The organism is Gemmatimonadota bacterium (assembly GCA_026706845.1).
GTDB lineage: Bacteria > Latescibacterota > UBA2968 > UBA2968 > UBA2968 > VXRD01.
The window spans coordinates 30,515-50,156 of the sequence record JAPOXY010000082.1; the positions used below are offsets into that span (position 1 = coordinate 30,515).

Here is a 19,642-nt window from a genome sequence, read left to right on the forward strand (position 1 = left end):
TTCAGGTTAATGCAGCGTAATCATACACAGGTGTTTCAATAGTGCGAATGGGTTGACATCGTTCCCAAACCGCCTGTTGCAAACATTCGACAGTCTCTGGAGAAAAGAACCTTTCCCCCGTCTCAACATTGACCCGAGCAGGAACATCTTCAATGATAACAAACCGCCCATTGACTTCAATGCTATACGTAACGCTCATCTCAACCAATGTTTCACGTACCGATTCTTGATCAGACATTCTATTTTCTCCACGCCTGTCGGGTCAGTTGAAACCGCCGTGCGGGTTCGTTCTCGAACTTGGAACTATTGTATAGAAACCCTTCCGTCTCCTGAAACCCATTCTTCTCCAGAACACGAGCGGAAGTCGGGTTGCACTTCAGACAAGCCGAATGAACCATCTCCATGCCGAGTTCACAAAACGCGTAGTGTAGCGCAAGAGCAACCGCTCTGGTCGTGATTCCCCTGCCCCAGTGCGACGATGCGATTGCGTAATCACACCGGACGCTGCATTTTTCGTAATCAACTGCTCCGAGTCCCACCACGCCAATCATATCGCCATCTGCAACAATAGCGAAAGAGAAACCCTCTCGATTTCTGTGTGCTCTAATGCTTCTTCTGACGAATGTTTCCCCGCCATTCTCCGGATATGGTTGGGGTATGGTAGTAGTACGCGCAACGCGTTCATCAGAGGCATAGCGCTGCACTGCTGCTGCATCGCTGAGCCGCAATGGACGAATTTTAACCTCTATTTGCTTCTCAATTAACCTCTGCCCCATCACTAATCTCACCATCCGGCGTTACGAGTGTGAGGCCCTGATCATCGGAAGCCGCCAGCAGCATACCCTGGGATTCGACACCGCGAATAGTCGCGGGTTCCAGATTGGCAACCACCACAATCTGCTGCCCAACGAGTGCCTCTGGTTCGTAAAACTCGGCAATCCCGGCGACGATCTGGCGCTGCTCATCGCCCAAACTAATTTGCAACTGCAAAAGGCGATCCGCCCCCTTCACGCGCTCGGCTGCCTCAATTTTTGCCACGCGCAATTTGAGCTTCTGAAAATCTGAAAAAGAAATCAACTCTTCTTCTGGTCTTTCCTCTGCCACATTGACCTCCTCAATACGCGGGAACACCGGATCGCCAGGTGCAACCTTCAAATTGGCATCCAGACCGCCCCATGTTTTTAAATCATCCAAATGAACATCTTCCGGCGAACCCTTTGCACCGAGTTGTCGCCAAATCTCACACGCCTTTGACGGAATCACCGGAAACAGCAAAACGGCCAATTGCCGCAGAGTCTCCAGCAACGCGTAAATCGTCACCTCAAGCTCGGCCCTCTTGCTCACATCCTTCACCAAATGCCACGGCGCCTGCACCTCGACAAACCGATTGGCCTCCCGCACCAACCGCCAAACCGCATCCAGCACCGCATTGGGATTCATCGCATCAATAGCTTTGCCCACCGCATCGAGCGTCTCATCAGTCTGCGCCTTCAAAGCGTCGAGTGCGGCATGACGACCATCAACAGCAGGCACAACCCCATCCAAATATCGCGCAGCCATCACCACCGAGCGATTCAGCAAATTGCCCAACTCATTGGCCAACTCGGTATTATAGCGCTGAACAAAAGCCTCTTCGCTAAAATTGCTATCTTGCCCCAGCGTCATATCGCGCACCAGAAAATACCGAAACGCATCCACCCCGTATTTATCAGCCAGATCCAGAGGCCGAATCGCATTGCCCAGCGACTTCCCCATCTTTGTCTCATCCACGAGCCAAAAACCATGCCCCATAATCGTTCTGGGCAATGGCACACCTATTGCCTTGAGCATCGTGGGCCAATAGACGCAGTGCGTGGTCAAAATATCCTTGCCAATCAAATGACAAGACGCCTGCCACCAGTGCTCAAAACGCGCATCATCGGCGATATAACCCGGTGCCGTGATATAATTGATCAGCGCATCGAACCACACATAACAGACATAATCTTCATCAAAAGGAAGCGGAATCCCCCATTCCAAACGCGCTCTGGGACGAGAAATACACAAATCGCCCAGCGGCTGGCGCAAAAACCCGAGGATCTCGTTGCGCCGCTTTTCCGGTCGAATAAAATTGGGATGTGTCTCGATATACTCAATGAGCCAGTCCTGGTATTTGCTCATCCTGAAAAAGTAATTCTTCTCCGAAATCTTCTCTGTAGGCCGCCCGCAATCCGGACAATTCCCATCAACCAGATCTTTTTCCGTCCAGAACCGTTCGTCCGGGATACAATACCAGCCTTCGTAATTGTCGGAATAAATCTCACCCGCATCGTAAATGCGTTGCAAAATCTCGGAGACAACGCGCTTGTGCCGCGCTTCGGTTGTGCGAATAAAATCGTCGTTAGAAATATTTAAGGCCTCCCACAACGCCTGAAATCGCACCACCATCTCATCGGCGTGAGCCTGCGGCGACAAATTGCGTTCCTTCGCCGCCTCATCCACTTTCTGCCCGTGCTCATCCGTACCCGTCAAAAACAACACATCATCGCCAGCCAGGCGATGAAAACGCGACAGCACATCGGCCATAATCGTCGTGTACGCATGCCCGATATGGGGCTCATCATTGACGTAATAAATCGGTGTTGTAATATAAAATGTGCCCATTTTTCTACACCCACTCAAAGGGACCTGATCTGTCGCCAGAGCGAAATCAAGCCCAGATTCATATTCACATTGCGTTGATTCATCTCCCGCAAAGACTCAATCTTTTTTACAATTGCGGCGAGTTGGTCCAGATCAAAAACCTCCGCCAATCGCCCGACATTGTCCTCCTGCGCGGCATTGGCTATACAATCGCCCCGACCACATTGCAGCAACAGCGCGTCCCTGAGCCAGATTTCTGCACCTGCCAAAATATCCAACGCCTCTTGTCGGTCGAGTTTTACCAGTGCTTCAAACGTGCGCTCCTCCTGCTCCCCCAACAACGCTTCCAAAAACTTGAAAGATCGATCTTGCCTATCTGCGACATGGCCATCGGTCATATCCAATGCCCTGCGCAAGTCGCCGCCACATGTGCGTGCAATAAAATCTGCCGTTGTCTCATCAACGCCCCTTGCCACCAACCCGGCACTGATATCCTGAGCCGAAAGCGCGGGAAATTTCACAAACTGACACCGGGACACAATGGTGGGCAACAACGCATCGCCATGGGAAGCAATCAAAATCATCAGCGACCGAACAGGTGGTTCCTCCAGAGTTTTCAACATAGCGTTGGCCGCCTCTGCACGCATTTGATCCGCGTGTAAAATAAGAGTCGTGCGCCATCCCCCTGCAAAAGCACTATGCGTAAACTGCCGCTGCATCTCCCGAACGCGATCAATGGCAATCGCTGCATTGTCGTCGGGCAATGAATAGTGATAAGGCGATTCCCACACCTCGTGCAATGCGCCTTGTCTATCTTCCTCTTTCACACTCCGAGAAAAAGGAAAGAGCAACGCACTATCCGGATGATTGAGACTTGTCACCTTGTGGCATGCGGCACAATGCCCACAGGCCACAGCAGCATCTCCCGGACAATGCAATGCCTGCACAAAATCCAATGCCGCAGCCACTGCACCCGTGCCAGAAGTACCCAAAAACAAAAGCGCGTGTGGGACTCGATCTCTTTCAATCAACTCGGCCAAAAACCCAACCGCTCGCTCCTGTCCGATCACCCGTTCCAAGTATCGCCTCTTAATATGAAAAGCCGCTGGAACGGAACATTCCAACGGCTTTTTATTAATGCAAACGACTAAAATGATCCGCTATCCATGCTCCCGCTCACAATGGGAATGTACAACACGTGCAGCCCGTACAGAGACGGGCATCGGCATTTGCATTGTTGGCACAAAAAACAACATGGAACGGCTCCATAATCAAAAATATTCACAACGCGGTGAAAGATAATATGCCTTATCCATCCATTTGTCAAGATTTTATTATTAAAATAGTTTTACCCCTAAACAGTTGACACTTGCGATACAATTTTTTAAGTTTCACAAACAATTATTTGGATGTGTTTGGGACTCATTGAGAGAGAAAATGCAATGCAAATAGGAAATAAAGAACTCGTCGTTATCGGCGACCGCGTTTTGGTCAAGCGGGAAGATTTGGAAGAACGAACCAAAGTGGGGCTTTATTTGCCCCAAACCGTAGTCGAAAAAGAAGAAGTACAGAGCGGTCGCATTATGGCCACAGGCCCAGGTCTGCCCCTGCCAGAAACGCCCGAAGACGATGAACCCTGGCGCAATTCTCCAAAAGAACCGCGGTATTTGCCCCTGCAAGTTGAGGAAGGCGATTTTGCCTTATTTTTGCAAAAAGCCGCGATGGAGATCTCTTTTGAAGGGGAGAAATATCTCATTGTGCCCCAGGCTTCCATTCTCGTTGTGATTCGAGAATCGGATACCATAGTAGGCGAAGACGAGGTATTGGATGAATTGGAGGGTTTGGACGACCTCGACCTGTAATGGTTTTGTGAAAGTTCATAAAAAAAGCCGCTGATTTAGCGGCTTTTTTATTTTAACTCACTGTTTCGCCTGTGCCTCAGTATCCGATCTGGCACATCGAAAACCCAGAGAAGGATAGGTTTTATCGGGCTTTTCACCCCGCCGTCGAGCCATGTGGATATGTGGGGCACTCCAGCCCCCACCCCTTATAACGCGCTTTTTTCCCGCCTCTGGCCCCGTGGGATTGTGGAGCGGGGAGACACGATAATATCCTTCGTCAAACCAATCCCAGCACCACTCCCATACATTGCCCGACATATCGAGTAACCCTTCACTGGTAGCACCTTCGGGGAAGGTTCCCACAGGCAGCGGACGCCGGTTCCGAGTCTCCCGGGTATTTGTCCTCGTGACGTCAAAACGGTCGCCCCAGGGATAAAGACGGCTTTTTGCCCCCCGTGCTGCGCGTTCCCACTCTGCTTCAGTGGGCAGTCGTTTCCCCTTCCATGAACAATAGGCATTGGCGTCATGCCACGAAACACCCACAACGGGTTGGTTGGGATCGTTGTATTTGGTCTCGCCCCAATATCTGGGAGTTGCATGCCCTGTGCTCGTCACAAATTCGCGGTACTGAGCATTGGTTACTTCGCGTGTATCGACCCAATACGCATCGAGATAAACCTTGTGTACAGGCGCGTTTTTATCTCGGGTATCTCCCATGAGAAAATCGCCTGCGGGAATTTGCACCTCCATTTTACCCGTACTATCGGAAGACACTGCCGTGCGAGACCTGTACCGTTCAAAAGGAGAACGTCCATCAATCGTCTTGATACTCAATTTGGAAATTTCGATCCGGCTGGAAGAAAGCTGAAGCGTAATAGAAGTCGCGGTCTCCCGAATCAGTTCGCCTCGCACAACGCGACCCGATTTGAGAACGACCTCAACGGCCTCAGTTGTATCGACCAGGCCTGATAACACCCCAAATACGATCAAAAATACTCCCGTAATATACCGCCGCATATTGCCTCCTTGGCGATTGGATTATCGCTTTTTGGTCGCAACTTTGAAAGTAATCATTTCGCGGTATTTTGTCCAGTCCCGCAAAACATACCCAAAGTGTAAACATAAAAAAGCCCAACCTTAAAAGGCTGGGCTCTGCGACGGTTCCCTAAATGCGACAATTGCTAAACCATGTCTTTCAGTTTTTTGAGGGCTGAAATTCTTACACCCTGCGAAGCGGGTTTGGCTGCAATTGTTATTTTTTCGCCCGTGAAGGGATTGACGCCCTCTCGTTCTGCGCGGGCCGGTTTTTCGACCCTTTTGATTTTGAGCAGACCAGGCAACACAAATTCACCGACAGAACCTGCTGTGATATGGCTCTCAATGGCACTGCCCAACCCATCGAGAACGCTACCCACATCTTTTTTGCTCAGACCGGTACTTTCTGCGATCGCGCTTACAATTTGGGCTTTGCTCCATCGTTTTGTTACAGCTTGCGACATAATTCTCTCCCTTTGTGAAAATGGTTATAATCTCAAACCTAATGCCTCCACGAAGGCAGATAGGTCGAAGGCTATGTCTTAATTATAGTCCAGCATGCTTTGATTTGTCAAGTATAGATTACCCATTCCTCATTTTTTGTGTCTTTTAGCCTACTCCACCCAAATATCCGGGCGTGTATCCACCCCGTAACTCTCAAATATCGCATCAATAGCACGCTTATCGTCTTCGGATAACGCCACCTCCAATGCCCCCATATTCGACACCACCTCCTCGGGTTTACGCACGCCAACCAGTGCGGTGCTGATTACGGGATTGGACAACACCCACGCCAGCGCAAGGTGATACACCTCTGTGCCGAGGTCTGCTGCCATCTGTTTTAACGCTTCCACCACCTTCAAATTGCGCGGGAAATTCTCTTCGGTAAACAAAGGCATATTAAACAACCCACCCTTAGACCGCCAATCTTCTGCGTCGAATGTCGTATTCTCATCAAATGCCCCGGCGAGCAACCCATGCGCCAGAGATCCATATCCCATCATCCCAATACCGTGCGCTTCGCAATAGGGAAAAACATCCCTCTCCATACGCCGATCAAACATGTGATAGCCGTATTGCCCCACATCCACCCGCCGCGTCTTCATGCACGCATCGATCTCTTCTGCCTTGAAATTCGATACCCCTCCAAAGCGCACCTTACCCTGCTGAATCAAATCTTCCAGCACCTGCATAGGCTCTTCAAAAGGCGTGTGCCGATCGGGCCAGTGAATCAAATAGACATCGACATAATCCGTATTCAAAAACCGCAAACTATTCTCTACCGACGCCATAATCCGCTTCCTGCGACTGTCGCGCCCCTTTTCCCGTCCCGAATCCGTATATCCAATACCGACCTTTGTCACCACAATCACATCCTTGCGTCGATTCCCAAGCCCGCGCGCGAGCAAAGCCTCTGATTTTCCCTTTCCATAGCCTTCGGCCGTATCAAAGCAATTAATTCCCAAATCCAGTGCCTTGTGAATGCCCTCAATCACTTCGCCTTCCTCAAAATAACCATAATTCCCACCGAGTTCCCAGCACCCAAACCCAATCGCCGAAACATCCAATCCCGTCTTTCCAAACGGCCTGTATTCCATATCAGACCTCCAGATAAAAATATTGTTTAATCACCGCCCCATCCATCCGCCATCTACCGTCAAAATCGCACCATTGACATAATTGGCCGCATCCGAACACAAAAACACACATGCGCCTTTCAAATCATCCGGCTGTCCCCATCGCCCCTGCGGAATGCGCGTCAAAATTTGCTCGGAACGGACAGAATCACTGCGCAGGGCTTCTGTATTATCCGTTGCAATATAACCCGGCGCAATAGCATTGACATTCACTCCCTTGCTCGCCCACTCATTTGACAGCGCCATCGTCAAAGTCGCGATACCCCCTTTGGCCGCGGCGTAACCCGGCACAGTAATACCCCCTTGAAAACTCAGCAACGACGCTGTAAAAACAATTTTGCCACCTCCGCGTGCCACCATCTCCTTGCCAAACTCGCGTGCGAGAACAAATTGGGCATTCAAATTTACCTCAATCACTCGATCCCAGTATTCATCGGGATGATCCGCCGCTGGTTCCCGCAAAATCGTACCCGCATTATTCACCAATATATCGACCTGAGCGACATCTGCTTTCACCTGTGCTATAAACGCTCGCAAAGTATCTCGATCGGAAAAATCACACGCATAAGGGCGGAAACTACGACCCAATCCGGTAATATCCCCCTCCACCTCACTACCCGAAGCCAGCGATGCACTCACCCCCACAATATCGGCACCTGCCTCGGCCAACCCCTGGGCAAAAGCGCGCCCAATACCGCGCCGACACCCCGTCACCAGTGCAGTCTTGCCGCTCAAATCAAACTTATCCAAAATTCCCATAATAACCCCTGTTACGCCTGACAATCTAAAAGCACCTTCATCACTTCGCCACCCGCCACCATCTGTTCAAACCCTTTTGCCGCATCATCCAGTGGTAGCGTATCTGTAATCAGCGCTTTTACATCAACTGCGCCAGACGCCGCCAATCGAATTGCCCGCTCAAAATCTATGGGTTCGTACACGCGACACCCCACCAGATGCAATTCCCGCCAAAAAAATCGCTGCAAATCCACAGGCGGTGGTTCAGCGTGTACCCCAACCAGCACAATGGTTCCGCGAACCCGGGCCAACTCAGTCATAACCTTTGCGCCGGGCGCACTGCCGCTAACTTCAAACACGAGATCCGCACCTGCGCCCCCGGTCCAATCTTCTGTATATGCCAGAAGATCTGTCTCCAATGGATTCACAATCTCAAAGCCCAATGCCCTCGCCTTTGCCAAACGAAAGGGATTCACTTCGGAAACCACCACCTCGGCCCCATCCAATCGCGCCGCCATTGCAACCAGCATCCCAATCGGACCACCGCCAATCACAACCGCGCGATCACCCAATTCCACTTTTGCACGCCGAACATCGTGGACAGCGACCGCAAGCGGTTCAATAAGCGCGCCAGCATCGTCGTCCAGTGCATCGGGTACGCGGTGCAGGCGGTCGAGAGGTGCATTCCAAAAAGCCTGAAATGCCCCTGCAGAGTCAATACCTAAAAAATTCAGATTCTGACAAACATGACGATGCCCCCGTCGGCAAGCCGCACATGCGCCACATGCCACTGTGGGTTCAACCACCACGCGATCCCCCACTTTGAACCCGGCATCTTTTGTAACATCTACAATTTCGCCGCACATCTCGTGCCCCATCACCAGGGGAATTTGCACCCGCTGATCCATATGCCCCTGATAAACATGCAAATCCGTACCGCACAAACCCGCCCGTGCCACCTTGATGAGCACCTCATCATCACCTGGTTTGGGTTCCGCAATATCGCGCAATTCAACCCGCTCGGGACCCAGATAAACAGACGCCTTCATCTCACCTCCGCAATAACCCTTGAAATTCAGGGCTTTGTAATGTATAATTCATAAATCGCCGCCTGCAAGAGCCGATCGGAAAATCAAAACCGGTCGGCATTTATGATACTGCACAGAACCCAAAGAGTCAACTTAAAGCATCCAGGATTTTTTCATCCTCCATGTCCATTCTCCACACCTACATAACCCTCGACCTCGAAACCACGGGTCTGAACCCGAAAGAAGCCGAAATAATCGAAATCGGTGCTGTCAAAGTCAAAGATGGCGAAATAGTCGATCGCTTTCAGACTTATGTGCGCCCCCAAATGGGTGTACCCGAAGAAACAACGCGCCTGACGGGCATCGCATTCAAAGACGTGAGAAACGCACCCCGCATCAACGCGGCAATCGAAAACTTTATGACCTTTGCCGGCGACCAGCCCCTCATCGTACACCAGGGCCGATTTGAAACCCGCTTTTTATCTGAAGCCTCTGGCCTGCCCTTTGGCAACAACATACACAGCGTGCGCGATCTCGCGCGGATTGCCCTGCCCAATTTATCCGATCATCGGGCGAATACGCTCGCGGACTACTTTGAAGTCGCATCCTCAGCAGCACACAAAGCACTTTGCGATGCCGAGCAACTCGCAGGCATATACCCGGGCGTCATCGAGGTCTTGCGCGAAACATCATTGCAAACAAAACAAAACATACTGCGGCTTTTGCAAGGCACAAATAGCCCCTTGCTCAACATCTTTGTCGATCTGGGCAATGAAGCGGTCAAAAGCGAATTTATGAACCGCATTCGCGGTGGAGGAGCAGATGGCCTTCCTCTATCCAATGTGGGTGGCGAAGAACTCCGAGCGGAAACAGAGGCCAGTGAAGAACCCCTCGACATCGACATGCTCTGCACCCTGTTTGAATCCGGCGGCACATTTGACCGTCAAACCGAAGGATATGAAGTGCGTACCGAACAGATCGAAATGGTACGCGCCATTGCCGATGCCTTCAACAACAACCATCTCCTCGTCGCCGAAGCCGGCACAGGCGTGGGCAAATCCATGGCCTATCTCACCCCGGCCATTCACCACGCCGTACAAAATGACCGCCGCGTCATTGTTTCCACCAATACCAAAAATCTTCAGGAACAATTGTTCTTCAAAGACCTGCCCCACCTCGAACGCATCCTGAATGTACCCTTCAGCTATGTCCTGCTCAAAGGTCGCAGCAACTATATATGCCTCAATCGGTGGCATGCCGCACTCGCCAATATCGAAACCTTCTTTACCGAAGACGAGCGCGAAGGCGCTTTACCCCTCGTTATATGGGCAGAACAAACGCAAACCGGTGACATTTCGGAAAACAACGGCTTTGATATGCGTCGCTATGCTGGTCTCTGGTCAAAAGTGTGTTCCGACTCGGGGTATTGCCGCTCGCAAAAGTGCCGCACCAACGGACAGTGCTTTGCCAACGCCGTGCGCCGTTCTGCCCAAAAAGCACATATCGTAGTTATCAATCACTCCCTGCTCTTTTCCGACATCGTCTCGGAAAATGCCGTGCTGGGCGAATATGAAGACCTCATCCTGGACGAAGCCCACAACATCGAAAAAATTGCCGCACAATATTTGGGGTGCGAACTCAATATATGGCAAATCAAAAATTTTTCCGATCAACTGCGCAGTCCGGGTTTTCAGAGCACCGGCACCCTGCCCGCATTGCGTCACTGGATCGGTATAGCCGATCTCAAAGACAATATCTTCGCCACCTTTGACAAAGGCATTGGGCGGGCAGTGAACGCCGCCGAAGACATCTATCTCAAAGCGCAGACCTTTTTTCAAGACCTCACGGAATTTCTGTACAGCAAACAGGGCAGCCGCAAATTTTACTACACGCCAAAAGTGCGCTATCGCCCGGGTGAAAATACGTTTGAAGCGGTTGGTGAAAGTCTTGGGGACTTTGCCGAAGCGATCAAAGAACTCAACAACAACTTAAAAAATCTGTGCGATTGGCTCAAAGACTTGCCCGACGACACCTTTCCCAACCAGGACGAACTCGTCAACGAACTCGACGGGCGCGCACAGGAATGCAGCGACCTGCTCGCAGCCCTCAACCACTTGACCCATCCCGAAGATGAACAATGCGTTTACTGGGTTGAATTGCCAACCCGAGAAAACAGCAGTGACACGCGCCTGTTTTCTGCGCCTCTGCACGTCGCCGAAGTATTGCACAACGCACTCTACGACAAAATGCGTACCATCGTCTTCACATCGGCCACTCTGGGTATTCGCGGCAAACTCATCTACTTTCTTCAGCGCATGGGGCTCGACACCATGCCCGAAGAGCGCGTGCAAACGAGTTGTCTGGGTTCGCCCTTTGACTACAATTTACAAGCCCTCGTCTGCGTACCTCAATTTATGCCATCGCCCAAATCCCCTCATTTTCAACGCGCCGTTGACGATTTGTTGCGCCATCTCGCACGCAAAGTCGGACGGGGCACGCTGGCATTATTCACGTCCTACAGCATGCTCAACCAGTCTTATGACGCACTCAAAAACGATCTGTCGTCCGACGGCATCCTGCTCCTGGGACAGGGGATAGACGGCGCGCGCGGCAGCATTACCGACCGCTTTAAGACCCACCGCCGCGCAATGCTCCTGGGCACCGACAGTTTCTGGGAAGGGGTAGATATCCCCGGCGAAGCCCTCGAAATCCTGGGCATTATTCGCCTGCCTTTTGCCGTGCCATCTGAGCCCCTCGTTGCAGCGCACATGGAAGAACTCGAAAAACAGGGCAAAAATCCTTTTTTACACTACTCAGTCCCCGAAGCCATTCTCAAATTTCGCCAGGGTTTTGGCCGCCTGATACGCAACAAATCCGACAGAGGCATTGTCATCGTCTTCGACAGTCGGGTTTTATCCACCTTCTATGGACGGGCTTTTCTCGAAGCATTGCCAGTTCAACATCGGGCGTTTCGAGCGCCAGACCATTTATTGCAAGCCATCAAAAGCTGGTTCGACAAAGCGAGCGCGTCGTGAATACCAAACACCTGACTTCCATACGCGAGCCTCTGCGGAAATTGCTGGTACAAATTCCCCAGCGCAATCATCCGCTCGTCGGGCATGCATACCACTTCGCCAATGCCAGCCACGAAGGCCAGGACCGCGATGCCGGGCAACCGTATATTACCCATCCCATCGGCGTGGCACTCATCCTGGCTTCTGAATTGGGCTTTGCACGCGACGCGGAAATGATGGCAGCGGCACTATTGCACGACGCCGTTGAAGACTCTGCCCTGACCCTTAACGACATTGAACCCACCTTTGGCAAAAACATTGCCACCCTCGTCAGTGGCGTCACAAAAGTAGAAGGATCAAAAGCCGGTCGCACTGCGCGGCGCATTGCCACCTTGCAACATCTGTTCACCCACGCCAGAAGAGACCCTCGCGTACTCATTCTCAAATTAGCTGACCGCATGTATAACATGCGCAGCCTCGACGGTATTTCAGAAATCGACAGGCGACAACGCATTGCGCGAGAAACCATTGATATATACGCGCCCCTATCGCACTTGTTGGGCATGGCCCGTATTCGCCGCGAACTCGAAGACCGCAGTCTTTGCTGCCTTGAACCGCGTATCGCGAATCAGATACAGACGACATTTAGAACAGAACCAACCGGGCACCTCGTGAAATTCCAGGACACAATTCGCAACTTGCTCAACGCCAACGGCGTGCGGACAAGTGTGCGCGTGCAACAGAAAAGTTTGGGTAGCATTTACCGCAAAATGCAACATCGTCCCCTCAGTCAAATACAGGATCGCTACGCAGTCGAAGTCATTGTCTCGCGCCGTCGTCTGTGTTATTTGGCTCTGGGCATTCTGCACGAGCACTTCCTGCCCGTTATGGAGCGTTTCAAAGACTTTATTGCCCTGTCCAAACGCAATGGCTACCAGGCCCTGCATACCAGTGTCCACCACAAGGACCAACGCTACGAAATCCACATTCAAACCCCTGCAATGCATCGCCTGGGCGAATTTGGCATCGCCGCATTGCGCGGAGACGTACAGCACGAAGAGCGACGCACGCGCTGGTTACACGATTTTGTCGATTGGTACGACCGTGCCGATGCCTCCCATCACCTGATGACTGAACTCAAGCGCATCCTCTTTACCCGGGAAATTGTCGCACTCACCCCCAGAGGGGATCCCTTTATATTGCCCGAAGATGCGACCGTCGTCGATTTTGCCTTTGCCGTGCATACCGACCTCGGCTTACAATGCAAAGGAGGCCGTATCAACGGCGCGCGGGCTTATCCGTTCTCCAAACTCGCCTGGGGCGACACCGTTGAAATTGACACCGACCCAGACCAACATCCCAAAAAGAGCTGGATCAGCCGCGTTAAAACCTACCGCGCCCGCCGTCACATCCAGCACCATCTCAATAGTCAAAAATAATATGCCTCGCTTTCTCTTATTTTTTGCCATTATCCTGATTTTTGCGTGTTCGGGAACCAATCCCGTTCTCGAAAGTCAAAAGGTGAAGGTCTCGCAAGCCCAAAAGACGCTGCGCGAAGAACGCATCCGCCTGCAAACCCTGCGCGACAGCCTGCAAAGCGAAATTCGCCGCAATATCGCCCTGGGCATCTCAAAAGAACAGGCAGAACAAATAGAACATGCCCGTATCAAAATTCAGGAAACCATTGTCGTGGCATCGGAGAGAAATTTGGCGGCGCAACGCGCATTGCTCGATTCCCTCACAAAATATTCTCCCTGAGGCTTTGTATTTACAAATATTTACAAATATTAACTTGCTCTAATAGCACAAATTTATCATCATAACTTATACCTGTATTTAATATCCAATAGCAAATATTTGTATGTCCAAAATATTAACTTGCTCTAATAGCACAAATTTGTCATATTGACCACATATCTGCGCTTTCCCGAAAATCTTGAACAAGAGGAGGAGTATCCGTGTCCAATCGCGAACATTTTCCTGTTGCGCCCAAACTTGCGTATGCATCCACGGGACTCGAACCGTATATCCCCTCGGCAGAACAGCCGTGGGACGAGCACCGGGCCGCACACCTCTTGCGGCGCACCCTGATTGGCCCAACGCCAAAAGAAATTTCAGAAGCTGTGCAAAGCACACCAGAAGCCGTTGTAGATCGCCTTCTGGAAATGCCTTTTTTGCCACCGAATCCACCCGCTCAGTGGGTTTATCAGGATCCATTTCAAAAACCCAATCAAGACCAGCGCAAAATCGAGCGCGCGCGCGTTGACGAGACCCGCGCCTGGTGGATGGCACTCATCGTCAACCAGGGGTTCTCAATTCAAGAGCGCATGGTGCTCTTCTGGCACGATCACTTTGCCACCCAGGCAAAAGATGTCAGACGTCCACAGTGGATGTATCTCCAGAATTTCCTGTTTCGCAAACACGCCGTCGGCAACTTCAAAACAATCGTCGAGGGCGTCACGCGCGATCCAGCCATGATCTACTACCTCGACAGCAACTCCAACAGAGTGGGAAGACCCAATGAAAATTACGCCCGAGAACTCATGGAATTGTTCACCATGGGCGAGGGCAGTACCTACACAGAACACGACATCGGAGAAGCGGCTCGCGCACTCACGGGGTGGATTGTCGTAGGCAGGCAACCCACTTTTAGAGAGAACCGATTCGACAAAGGCCAGAAGACATTCCTTGGACAAACCGGCAACTTCAATGAGCAAGACATTATCGATATCATCTTCCAGCAAGAAGTCACAGCCGAATTTATATGCGGCAAACTCTATCGCGAATTTGTCTATGAGCATCCAGACAAAAACGTCGTCTCGGAACTCGCGCAAATCATGCGCGACAACAACTACGAAATCAAACCGGTTTTGAAGACATTGCTCTTGAGCCAGCACTTCTTCGATCCAGCCATCATCGGTGCCAAAATCAAAAGCCCCGTCGAACTCGTCGCTGGCACAGCGCGCAGTCTCGGTTTCAAAGCTGGCACAGGCAGGAGCATCAGTTCCGAGTACCTCGTTTACATCGCTCAGGTGCTCGGTCAAAAACTGCTCGATCCCCCCAATGTAGCCGGGTGGCCGGGATATCGACTGTGGATCAGTACGTCAACACTGCCCGAACGCCACAAAATGACCGACGAAATGGTCGATGCCAGACCGCGCAATCCCAATCGTTACACCATCATCAACCCGGATACCGTGGGATTCGTCAAGGCATTTCCCGAACCCTATGACGCGGAAAAACTCGTTCGCGACATGGGAGAGTGTCTGACGGCTTTTCCGGTTGACGAATATCGCCTCGAAATGTTTTTGGAGACACTCCTCGAAGGCGCCGATGTCTATGACTGGAATCCCGACGCGATTGCAGCACCCCGACGCATCAAGAATATTCTCAAACTCATCTTTGAATTGCCCGACTATCAACTGAATTAGACTTGAGGCCTGCCTGTTAGCCTCCAGAAGGAGCTCGTTATGAACAGACGCGACTTTATGAAAAATGCGACTCGAGGTGGTGCCGGATTTGCGCTCGGTGGTTTTATGACGCGGGCTTATGGGCGCGCCGAAGCCGTTGGTCCCCTGGCCGCAGCAGCCCTCAGCGAGACCGACCGCGTGCTCGTTATCATTCGCCTCAATGGTGGTAATGACGGCCTCAACACCCTGGTCAATTTTGAAAACGATGCCTATTATCAGGCGCGTCCCAAAATCCACATCAAAAAATCAGAAGCCCTCAGACTCACCCCAGCACAGGGCCTGCATCCTCGACTCACCGGATTCAAAGAACTCTATGACGAAGGTCAAATGATGATCATGCAGGGGGTGGGTTATCCCAATCCCAACCGATCACACTTCCGGTCAACCGACATCTGGTTGACCGCATCGAATTCCAATGAATTTTTGAACCACGGTTGGCTGGGGCGCTATTTTGAATCCCAGACTCCGGGCTTCCCGGACACCTTGCCAGAACATCCTCTTGCCGTTGACATCGGTCCCGTGCTTTCTCTTGCCTTATTGGGCAAAAACGGTGCCATGGGCATTGCCCTGCGCAACCCCAGGCAATTTGTCAATCTCGTGGAGCAGGGCAACAAAATTATCGAAGATGGTAAAATTCCCACACCGGCAGGATATGAACTCGACTTTATCCGCCGCATCAACTTTGAATCCCTGCAATATTCCTCACAGGTCAGAGATGCCGCAAATAAAGGCGCGAACAGGGTTGAATACCCCACCGGGAATTCGCTCGCCAACCAGCTCAGTCTGGTCGCGCGGTTGATCGCAGGCGGCTTGAAATCCAAAGTGTACCTGGTCTCACAGGGCGGATACGACACACATTCCAATCAGCTCAACCGCCACAACACCCTGATGGGATATCTCAACGACGCAGTCACGTCTTTTGTTCAAGACCTGCGGCAACATCAGTTACAAGACCGCGTGCTCGGCATGAGCATTTCGGAATTTGGTCGTCGAACCAAAGAAAACGGCAGCGCAGGTACCGATCACGGCACATCAGCGCCCATGTTCTTCTTTGGCCCATCGGTTCAGGCGGGCATTGCAGGTCCATCCCCCAACTTTGGGCAGGTTGACAGGCGCGGTGACTTTTACTACGATCACGATTTCCGCCATGTCTATGCCTCAGTGCTCAACCAGTGGTTTGACGTATCGCAAGATGTTGTCTCAAGCATCTTTTCATCCAATACGTCTCACATACCCATTCTCAGACCATCACCACTATCACCCCTCGAACTCGCCAAAGTTGACTTTAATGCCGACGGCAAACTCGACTTTACCGACTTTCTCGAATTTGCCCAGGCATTCGGTACCAACGAAACCAAATACGACTTAGACGGCGATGGCAACGTTGGATTTGGCGATTTCTTGAGATTTGTCGATGCTTACCGAAACCGTTAAGCATCCAGCATCGTCTGAAACCATAAAAGCCCCGGTCCTGCACCGGGGCTTTACTCATGGGCAATAGAGACGAGGCAAAACCATGCAAAAATCCAAACGCGAAGTCACAATCTCCAACCGCTATCTCTACTTCTACGCCAGCCTGGTCAAACGCATCTACGGTCTGATCATCCGAAATGAACACAAAAACCAACCCGACGAGCGCTACACGGGCCATCTGGATGAAGATGGAATACCGAGTTCCCAGGATGCGCCTCATACAAAAGGCAGACTGCCCGACACACCTGTCCAGGATGAAATTGTCCTGTTTCGCTTTCGAAAACGCCTGCTCATAGGAACATGCCAGGCTGTTTTGCCCCGCAAAATTTCCGAAATCGCAGTCTTATCAGAAGATGGCCGACGCCTCCGCTTTCACCACCCCAACCTCGTCTATCTCACCGGCACCTCATCGCGCGATGTCCCACTCAAAACTTATGCAATGACCGTCCGCGCTTTGAGCCGGGAAATAGACCTCGAAGACGTATGGGAAATCGCCGTTGAAGCTGCGACCCCGCTTCCACTTTCAGAAATCGCCGACCTCTTCTACGATACAGAAATCGATGCGACACAATGGATCGCCCTCTATCTTCACCTGCACGGCGCCTGTCCTTATTTTCAACCTCTATCTTCCAACTCGTATTCGCCCTATACGGTTGATCAGGCATACTTCCGCCGTCAACACATCAGCCGCAAAAAAGATCGGGATGAAGAACGCGAAGAATTTATCCATGTCATGGCGAATAATACCGAATCCATTGCAGAACACACACTGACCCAACGCCAGCAAACCTATCTGGAACAGATTCGACAATACGCATTGTGGGGCAGCGAATCCCAACACGCGACTCACGCTCAGGCATTGATCTCTGAAATTTGCAAAACCAAAAAAAACCGCCAAAAATCCGCAGTCGAACTACTCATCAAAAAAAAGGTCTGGAAACGCAATCAAAACCTCGACTTGCTCCGCGCCGAAGTTCCAACTTCATTTTTAGACCTCGTCATCCGCCAGGCAGAAACACTTGTGCCCACTTGTGGCAACCTGAAAAAACAACCCGTCTTTGTGATACACCCGCCCGATCATCCAAACATCGCCCTCTCGTATCGCCGCCGGTTCTTTGGAGGCGCAGAGTTTGGCGTACACATACCAGATATCGGCGCACTCATCCCCAAAAATTCGCACATCGACCGCGACGCTGCCGAGCGCATGGCGCACATACCCTTTCCCGATCAACCCATTCCCATGCTACCCACGCGCTTTTCACACGACCTGGGCCAATTCCAGAGCGACAAAGCGCATCCAGCACTCAGCATCTTCTGGCGCGTGAATAGGGATAGCCACATCAAAGATTTTTGCATTGCGCAAACGGCCGCAATCAATAAAGCGGATCTTTCACCTGAAAACATTGACCATGCACTGAATGACCCCGCTCACCCGCAGCACCGCGCCATACAATTCTTCTCGCAATTATCCGCACGCCTCCTCAAAAAGAGGCAAACAGCCATTCACGACCTCGAGGAACAATCACCTCCAAATCACGCCCATCACATTGCCCGTGAACTATCTCTGCTCGCTGGCATAGCCGTTGGTCGGTGGTGCGAAAATAAAGGGATTCCCGCAATTTACGAAACACGCGATCCCATTGAAAATACCGAGTCTATCGTACAAATCTCTCACCCCATCGTGCGCCGCCACGAACTTCACCGCCAAACCCCGAACACCGGCCTCAGTACAACACCAGAAACACATCACGGCTATGGCATCTCGCATTATTGTCCCATCACCCAACCCACAACCAGATACACAGACCTCGTAATGCAACGCCAGATCGATCACTACCTTAAAACCGACCAATCCCTCTACACAGTTGACGACCTCAACACCCTGCGCTACCGCATGTGGGAAACGCAGGACCTCATCGACGACCTGGTACACCGCCATACCCGCAACTTAATGTTACAATCGTGGGAAAATCAAATTGGTCGTGAATTTCGCGCCGTTGTCCTCCACCTCAAAATGCGCGGCGTCCTCGTCGAACTCCTCAACCATCCCTTCAAAACAGTCATCTATCCGGGTTATCCCGTAGAAGTCGGCGACGAAATTGACCTGCGCCTGACGGGTATTGATCGCTGGAAAGGCTGGGCACACTTCACAGAAAAAACCTACCAGCAATCAGCAGTCGGCTTTTAGCCCCCTTCCCACGCCGGATACAAATCGTGCTCAATGCCCAATAAACTCAAAATTCGGCCAACCACGAAATCTGCCAAATCATCAAACGTCTCCGGCTTCTGATAAAATGCTGGCATCGCCGGCACCACAACAGCACCCGCTTCGGCCACCGCCACCATATTGCGCAATTGAATCAAATTCATCGGCGTCTCCCGCGGCACAATGATGAGCTTGCGGTGCTCTTTCAAAGCGACATCAGCGGCGCGCTCAATCAAATTGCGCGACAACCCATGTGCTATACTCGCCAGTGTTTTCATCGAACACGGCACCACCACCATGCCGTCTGATCGCGCCGAACCACTCGCCAGCGTTGCAGCGAGATTCTTAAGTGGATGCAGCGCCATATTATCTACCGAAACACCGTAAAGTTCCCGAATGAATCTCCCAAAATCTCGCTGTTTTCCCTCAAAGCCCGCCTCGTCTCGAAGCAACATCCAGCCAAATTCGGATATCACCACATCCACCGCAACCTCGCGCATCAGCAATGCGCGCAACGTGCGCAACGCATAAATAGCCCCACTTGCTCCGGTAATTGCAACCGTAATACGTCTCATAGC

General features: G+C 51.6%; 17 protein-coding genes. 7 read left to right on the forward strand and 10 right to left on the reverse strand.

All coding sequences use genetic code 11. The features are described 5' to 3' along the window. Position 1: 1 nt before the first annotated feature. The 4 genes from OXG87_08035 to OXG87_08050 are packed head-to-tail and all read right to left on the reverse strand — an operon-like array spanning position 2 to position 3,692. Positions 2–238, reverse strand: coding sequence for a hypothetical protein (locus OXG87_08035; protein ID MCY3869494.1), 237 nt, complete (start codon positions 236–238; stop codon positions 2–4). A gap of 1 nt (position 239) precedes the next feature. Beyond that, on the reverse strand, positions 240–776 hold the full coding sequence (locus tag OXG87_08040) for a GNAT family N-acetyltransferase (GenBank protein MCY3869495.1): 537 nt from the start codon (positions 774–776) through the stop codon (positions 240–242). Further along, on the reverse strand, positions 757–2,643 hold the full coding sequence (gene metG, locus OXG87_08045; GenBank protein MCY3869496.1) for a methionine--tRNA ligase: 1,887 nt from the start codon (positions 2,641–2,643) through the stop codon (positions 757–759). The genes OXG87_08040 and metG overlap by 20 nt, the downstream gene beginning before the upstream one ends. Before the next feature lie 14 nt (positions 2,644–2,657). Beyond that, positions 2,658–3,692: a hypothetical protein gene (locus OXG87_08050; GenBank protein ID MCY3869497.1), complete on the reverse strand. Its 1,035-nt coding sequence runs from the start codon at positions 3,690–3,692 to the stop codon at positions 2,658–2,660. A gap of 372 nt (positions 3,693–4,064) precedes the next feature. Between OXG87_08050 and OXG87_08055 the strand changes: the two genes are divergently transcribed. Further along, complete coding sequence (locus tag OXG87_08055) at positions 4,065–4,484, forward strand: co-chaperone GroES family protein (GenBank protein MCY3869498.1); 420 nt, start codon at positions 4,065–4,067, stop codon at positions 4,482–4,484. A 57-nt stretch (positions 4,485–4,541) separates the two neighbouring features. Here OXG87_08055 and OXG87_08060 read toward each other — a convergent pair whose 3' ends face one another. The 5 genes from OXG87_08060 to OXG87_08080 form a co-directional block, all read right to left on the reverse strand. Further along, positions 4,542–5,480: a formylglycine-generating enzyme family protein gene (locus OXG87_08060; GenBank protein ID MCY3869499.1), complete on the reverse strand. Its 939-nt coding sequence runs from the start codon at positions 5,478–5,480 to the stop codon at positions 4,542–4,544. Positions 5,481–5,644: 164 nt separating this feature from the next. After that, positions 5,645–5,962 (reverse strand): HU family DNA-binding protein, encoded by a 318-nt coding sequence (locus OXG87_08065; GenBank protein ID MCY3869500.1) that lies wholly within the window; start codon positions 5,960–5,962, stop codon positions 5,645–5,647. A gap of 150 nt (positions 5,963–6,112) precedes the next feature. Next, entirely contained in the window at positions 6,113–7,096 is a 984-nt protein-coding gene (locus OXG87_08070; GenBank protein ID MCY3869501.1) for an aldo/keto reductase, read from the reverse strand. 30 nt (positions 7,097–7,126) lie between these two features. After that, the gene (locus OXG87_08075) at positions 7,127–7,888 is read right to left on the reverse strand and encodes an SDR family oxidoreductase (GenBank protein MCY3869502.1); all 762 of its coding nucleotides are present in this window, start codon (positions 7,886–7,888) and stop codon (positions 7,127–7,129) included. 17 nt (positions 7,889–7,905) lie between these two features. Continuing rightward, complete coding sequence (locus OXG87_08080; GenBank protein ID MCY3869503.1) at positions 7,906–8,922, reverse strand: alcohol dehydrogenase catalytic domain-containing protein; 1,017 nt, start codon at positions 8,920–8,922, stop codon at positions 7,906–7,908. A gap of 161 nt (positions 8,923–9,083) precedes the next feature. Here OXG87_08080 and OXG87_08085 point away from each other — a divergent pair, with 161 nt between their 5' ends. From OXG87_08085 to OXG87_08110, 6 genes are all read left to right on the forward strand, one after another. After that, positions 9,084–11,936 (forward strand): exonuclease domain-containing protein, encoded by a 2,853-nt coding sequence (locus OXG87_08085; protein MCY3869504.1) that lies wholly within the window; start codon positions 9,084–9,086, stop codon positions 11,934–11,936. Further along, complete coding sequence (locus OXG87_08090) at positions 11,933–13,354, forward strand: HD domain-containing protein (GenBank protein MCY3869505.1); 1,422 nt, start codon at positions 11,933–11,935, stop codon at positions 13,352–13,354. The genes OXG87_08085 and OXG87_08090 overlap by 4 nt, the downstream gene beginning before the upstream one ends. A gap of 1 nt (position 13,355) precedes the next feature. Next, on the forward strand, positions 13,356–13,673 hold the full coding sequence (locus tag OXG87_08095) for a hypothetical protein (protein MCY3869506.1): 318 nt from the start codon (positions 13,356–13,358) through the stop codon (positions 13,671–13,673). 200 nt (positions 13,674–13,873) lie between these two features. Next, positions 13,874–15,346, forward strand: a complete 1,473-nt coding sequence (locus OXG87_08100; GenBank protein MCY3869507.1) for a DUF1800 domain-containing protein — start codon at positions 13,874–13,876, stop codon at positions 15,344–15,346. A 39-nt stretch (positions 15,347–15,385) separates the two neighbouring features. Further along, positions 15,386–16,819 (forward strand): DUF1501 domain-containing protein, encoded by a 1,434-nt coding sequence (locus OXG87_08105; GenBank protein ID MCY3869508.1) that lies wholly within the window; start codon positions 15,386–15,388, stop codon positions 16,817–16,819. 82 nt (positions 16,820–16,901) lie between these two features. Further along, on the forward strand, positions 16,902–19,046 hold the full coding sequence (locus OXG87_08110; GenBank protein MCY3869509.1) for an RNB domain-containing ribonuclease: 2,145 nt from the start codon (positions 16,902–16,904) through the stop codon (positions 19,044–19,046). Here the strand turns inward: OXG87_08110 and OXG87_08115 are convergent. Continuing rightward, positions 19,043–19,639 carry a UbiX family flavin prenyltransferase gene (locus OXG87_08115; protein ID MCY3869510.1) on the reverse strand — a complete coding sequence of 199 codons (597 nt, stop codon included), beginning with the start codon at positions 19,637–19,639 and terminating at the stop codon, positions 19,043–19,045. The genes OXG87_08110 and OXG87_08115 overlap by 4 nt on opposite strands. Between the last annotated feature and the right edge of the window lie 3 nt (positions 19,640–19,642).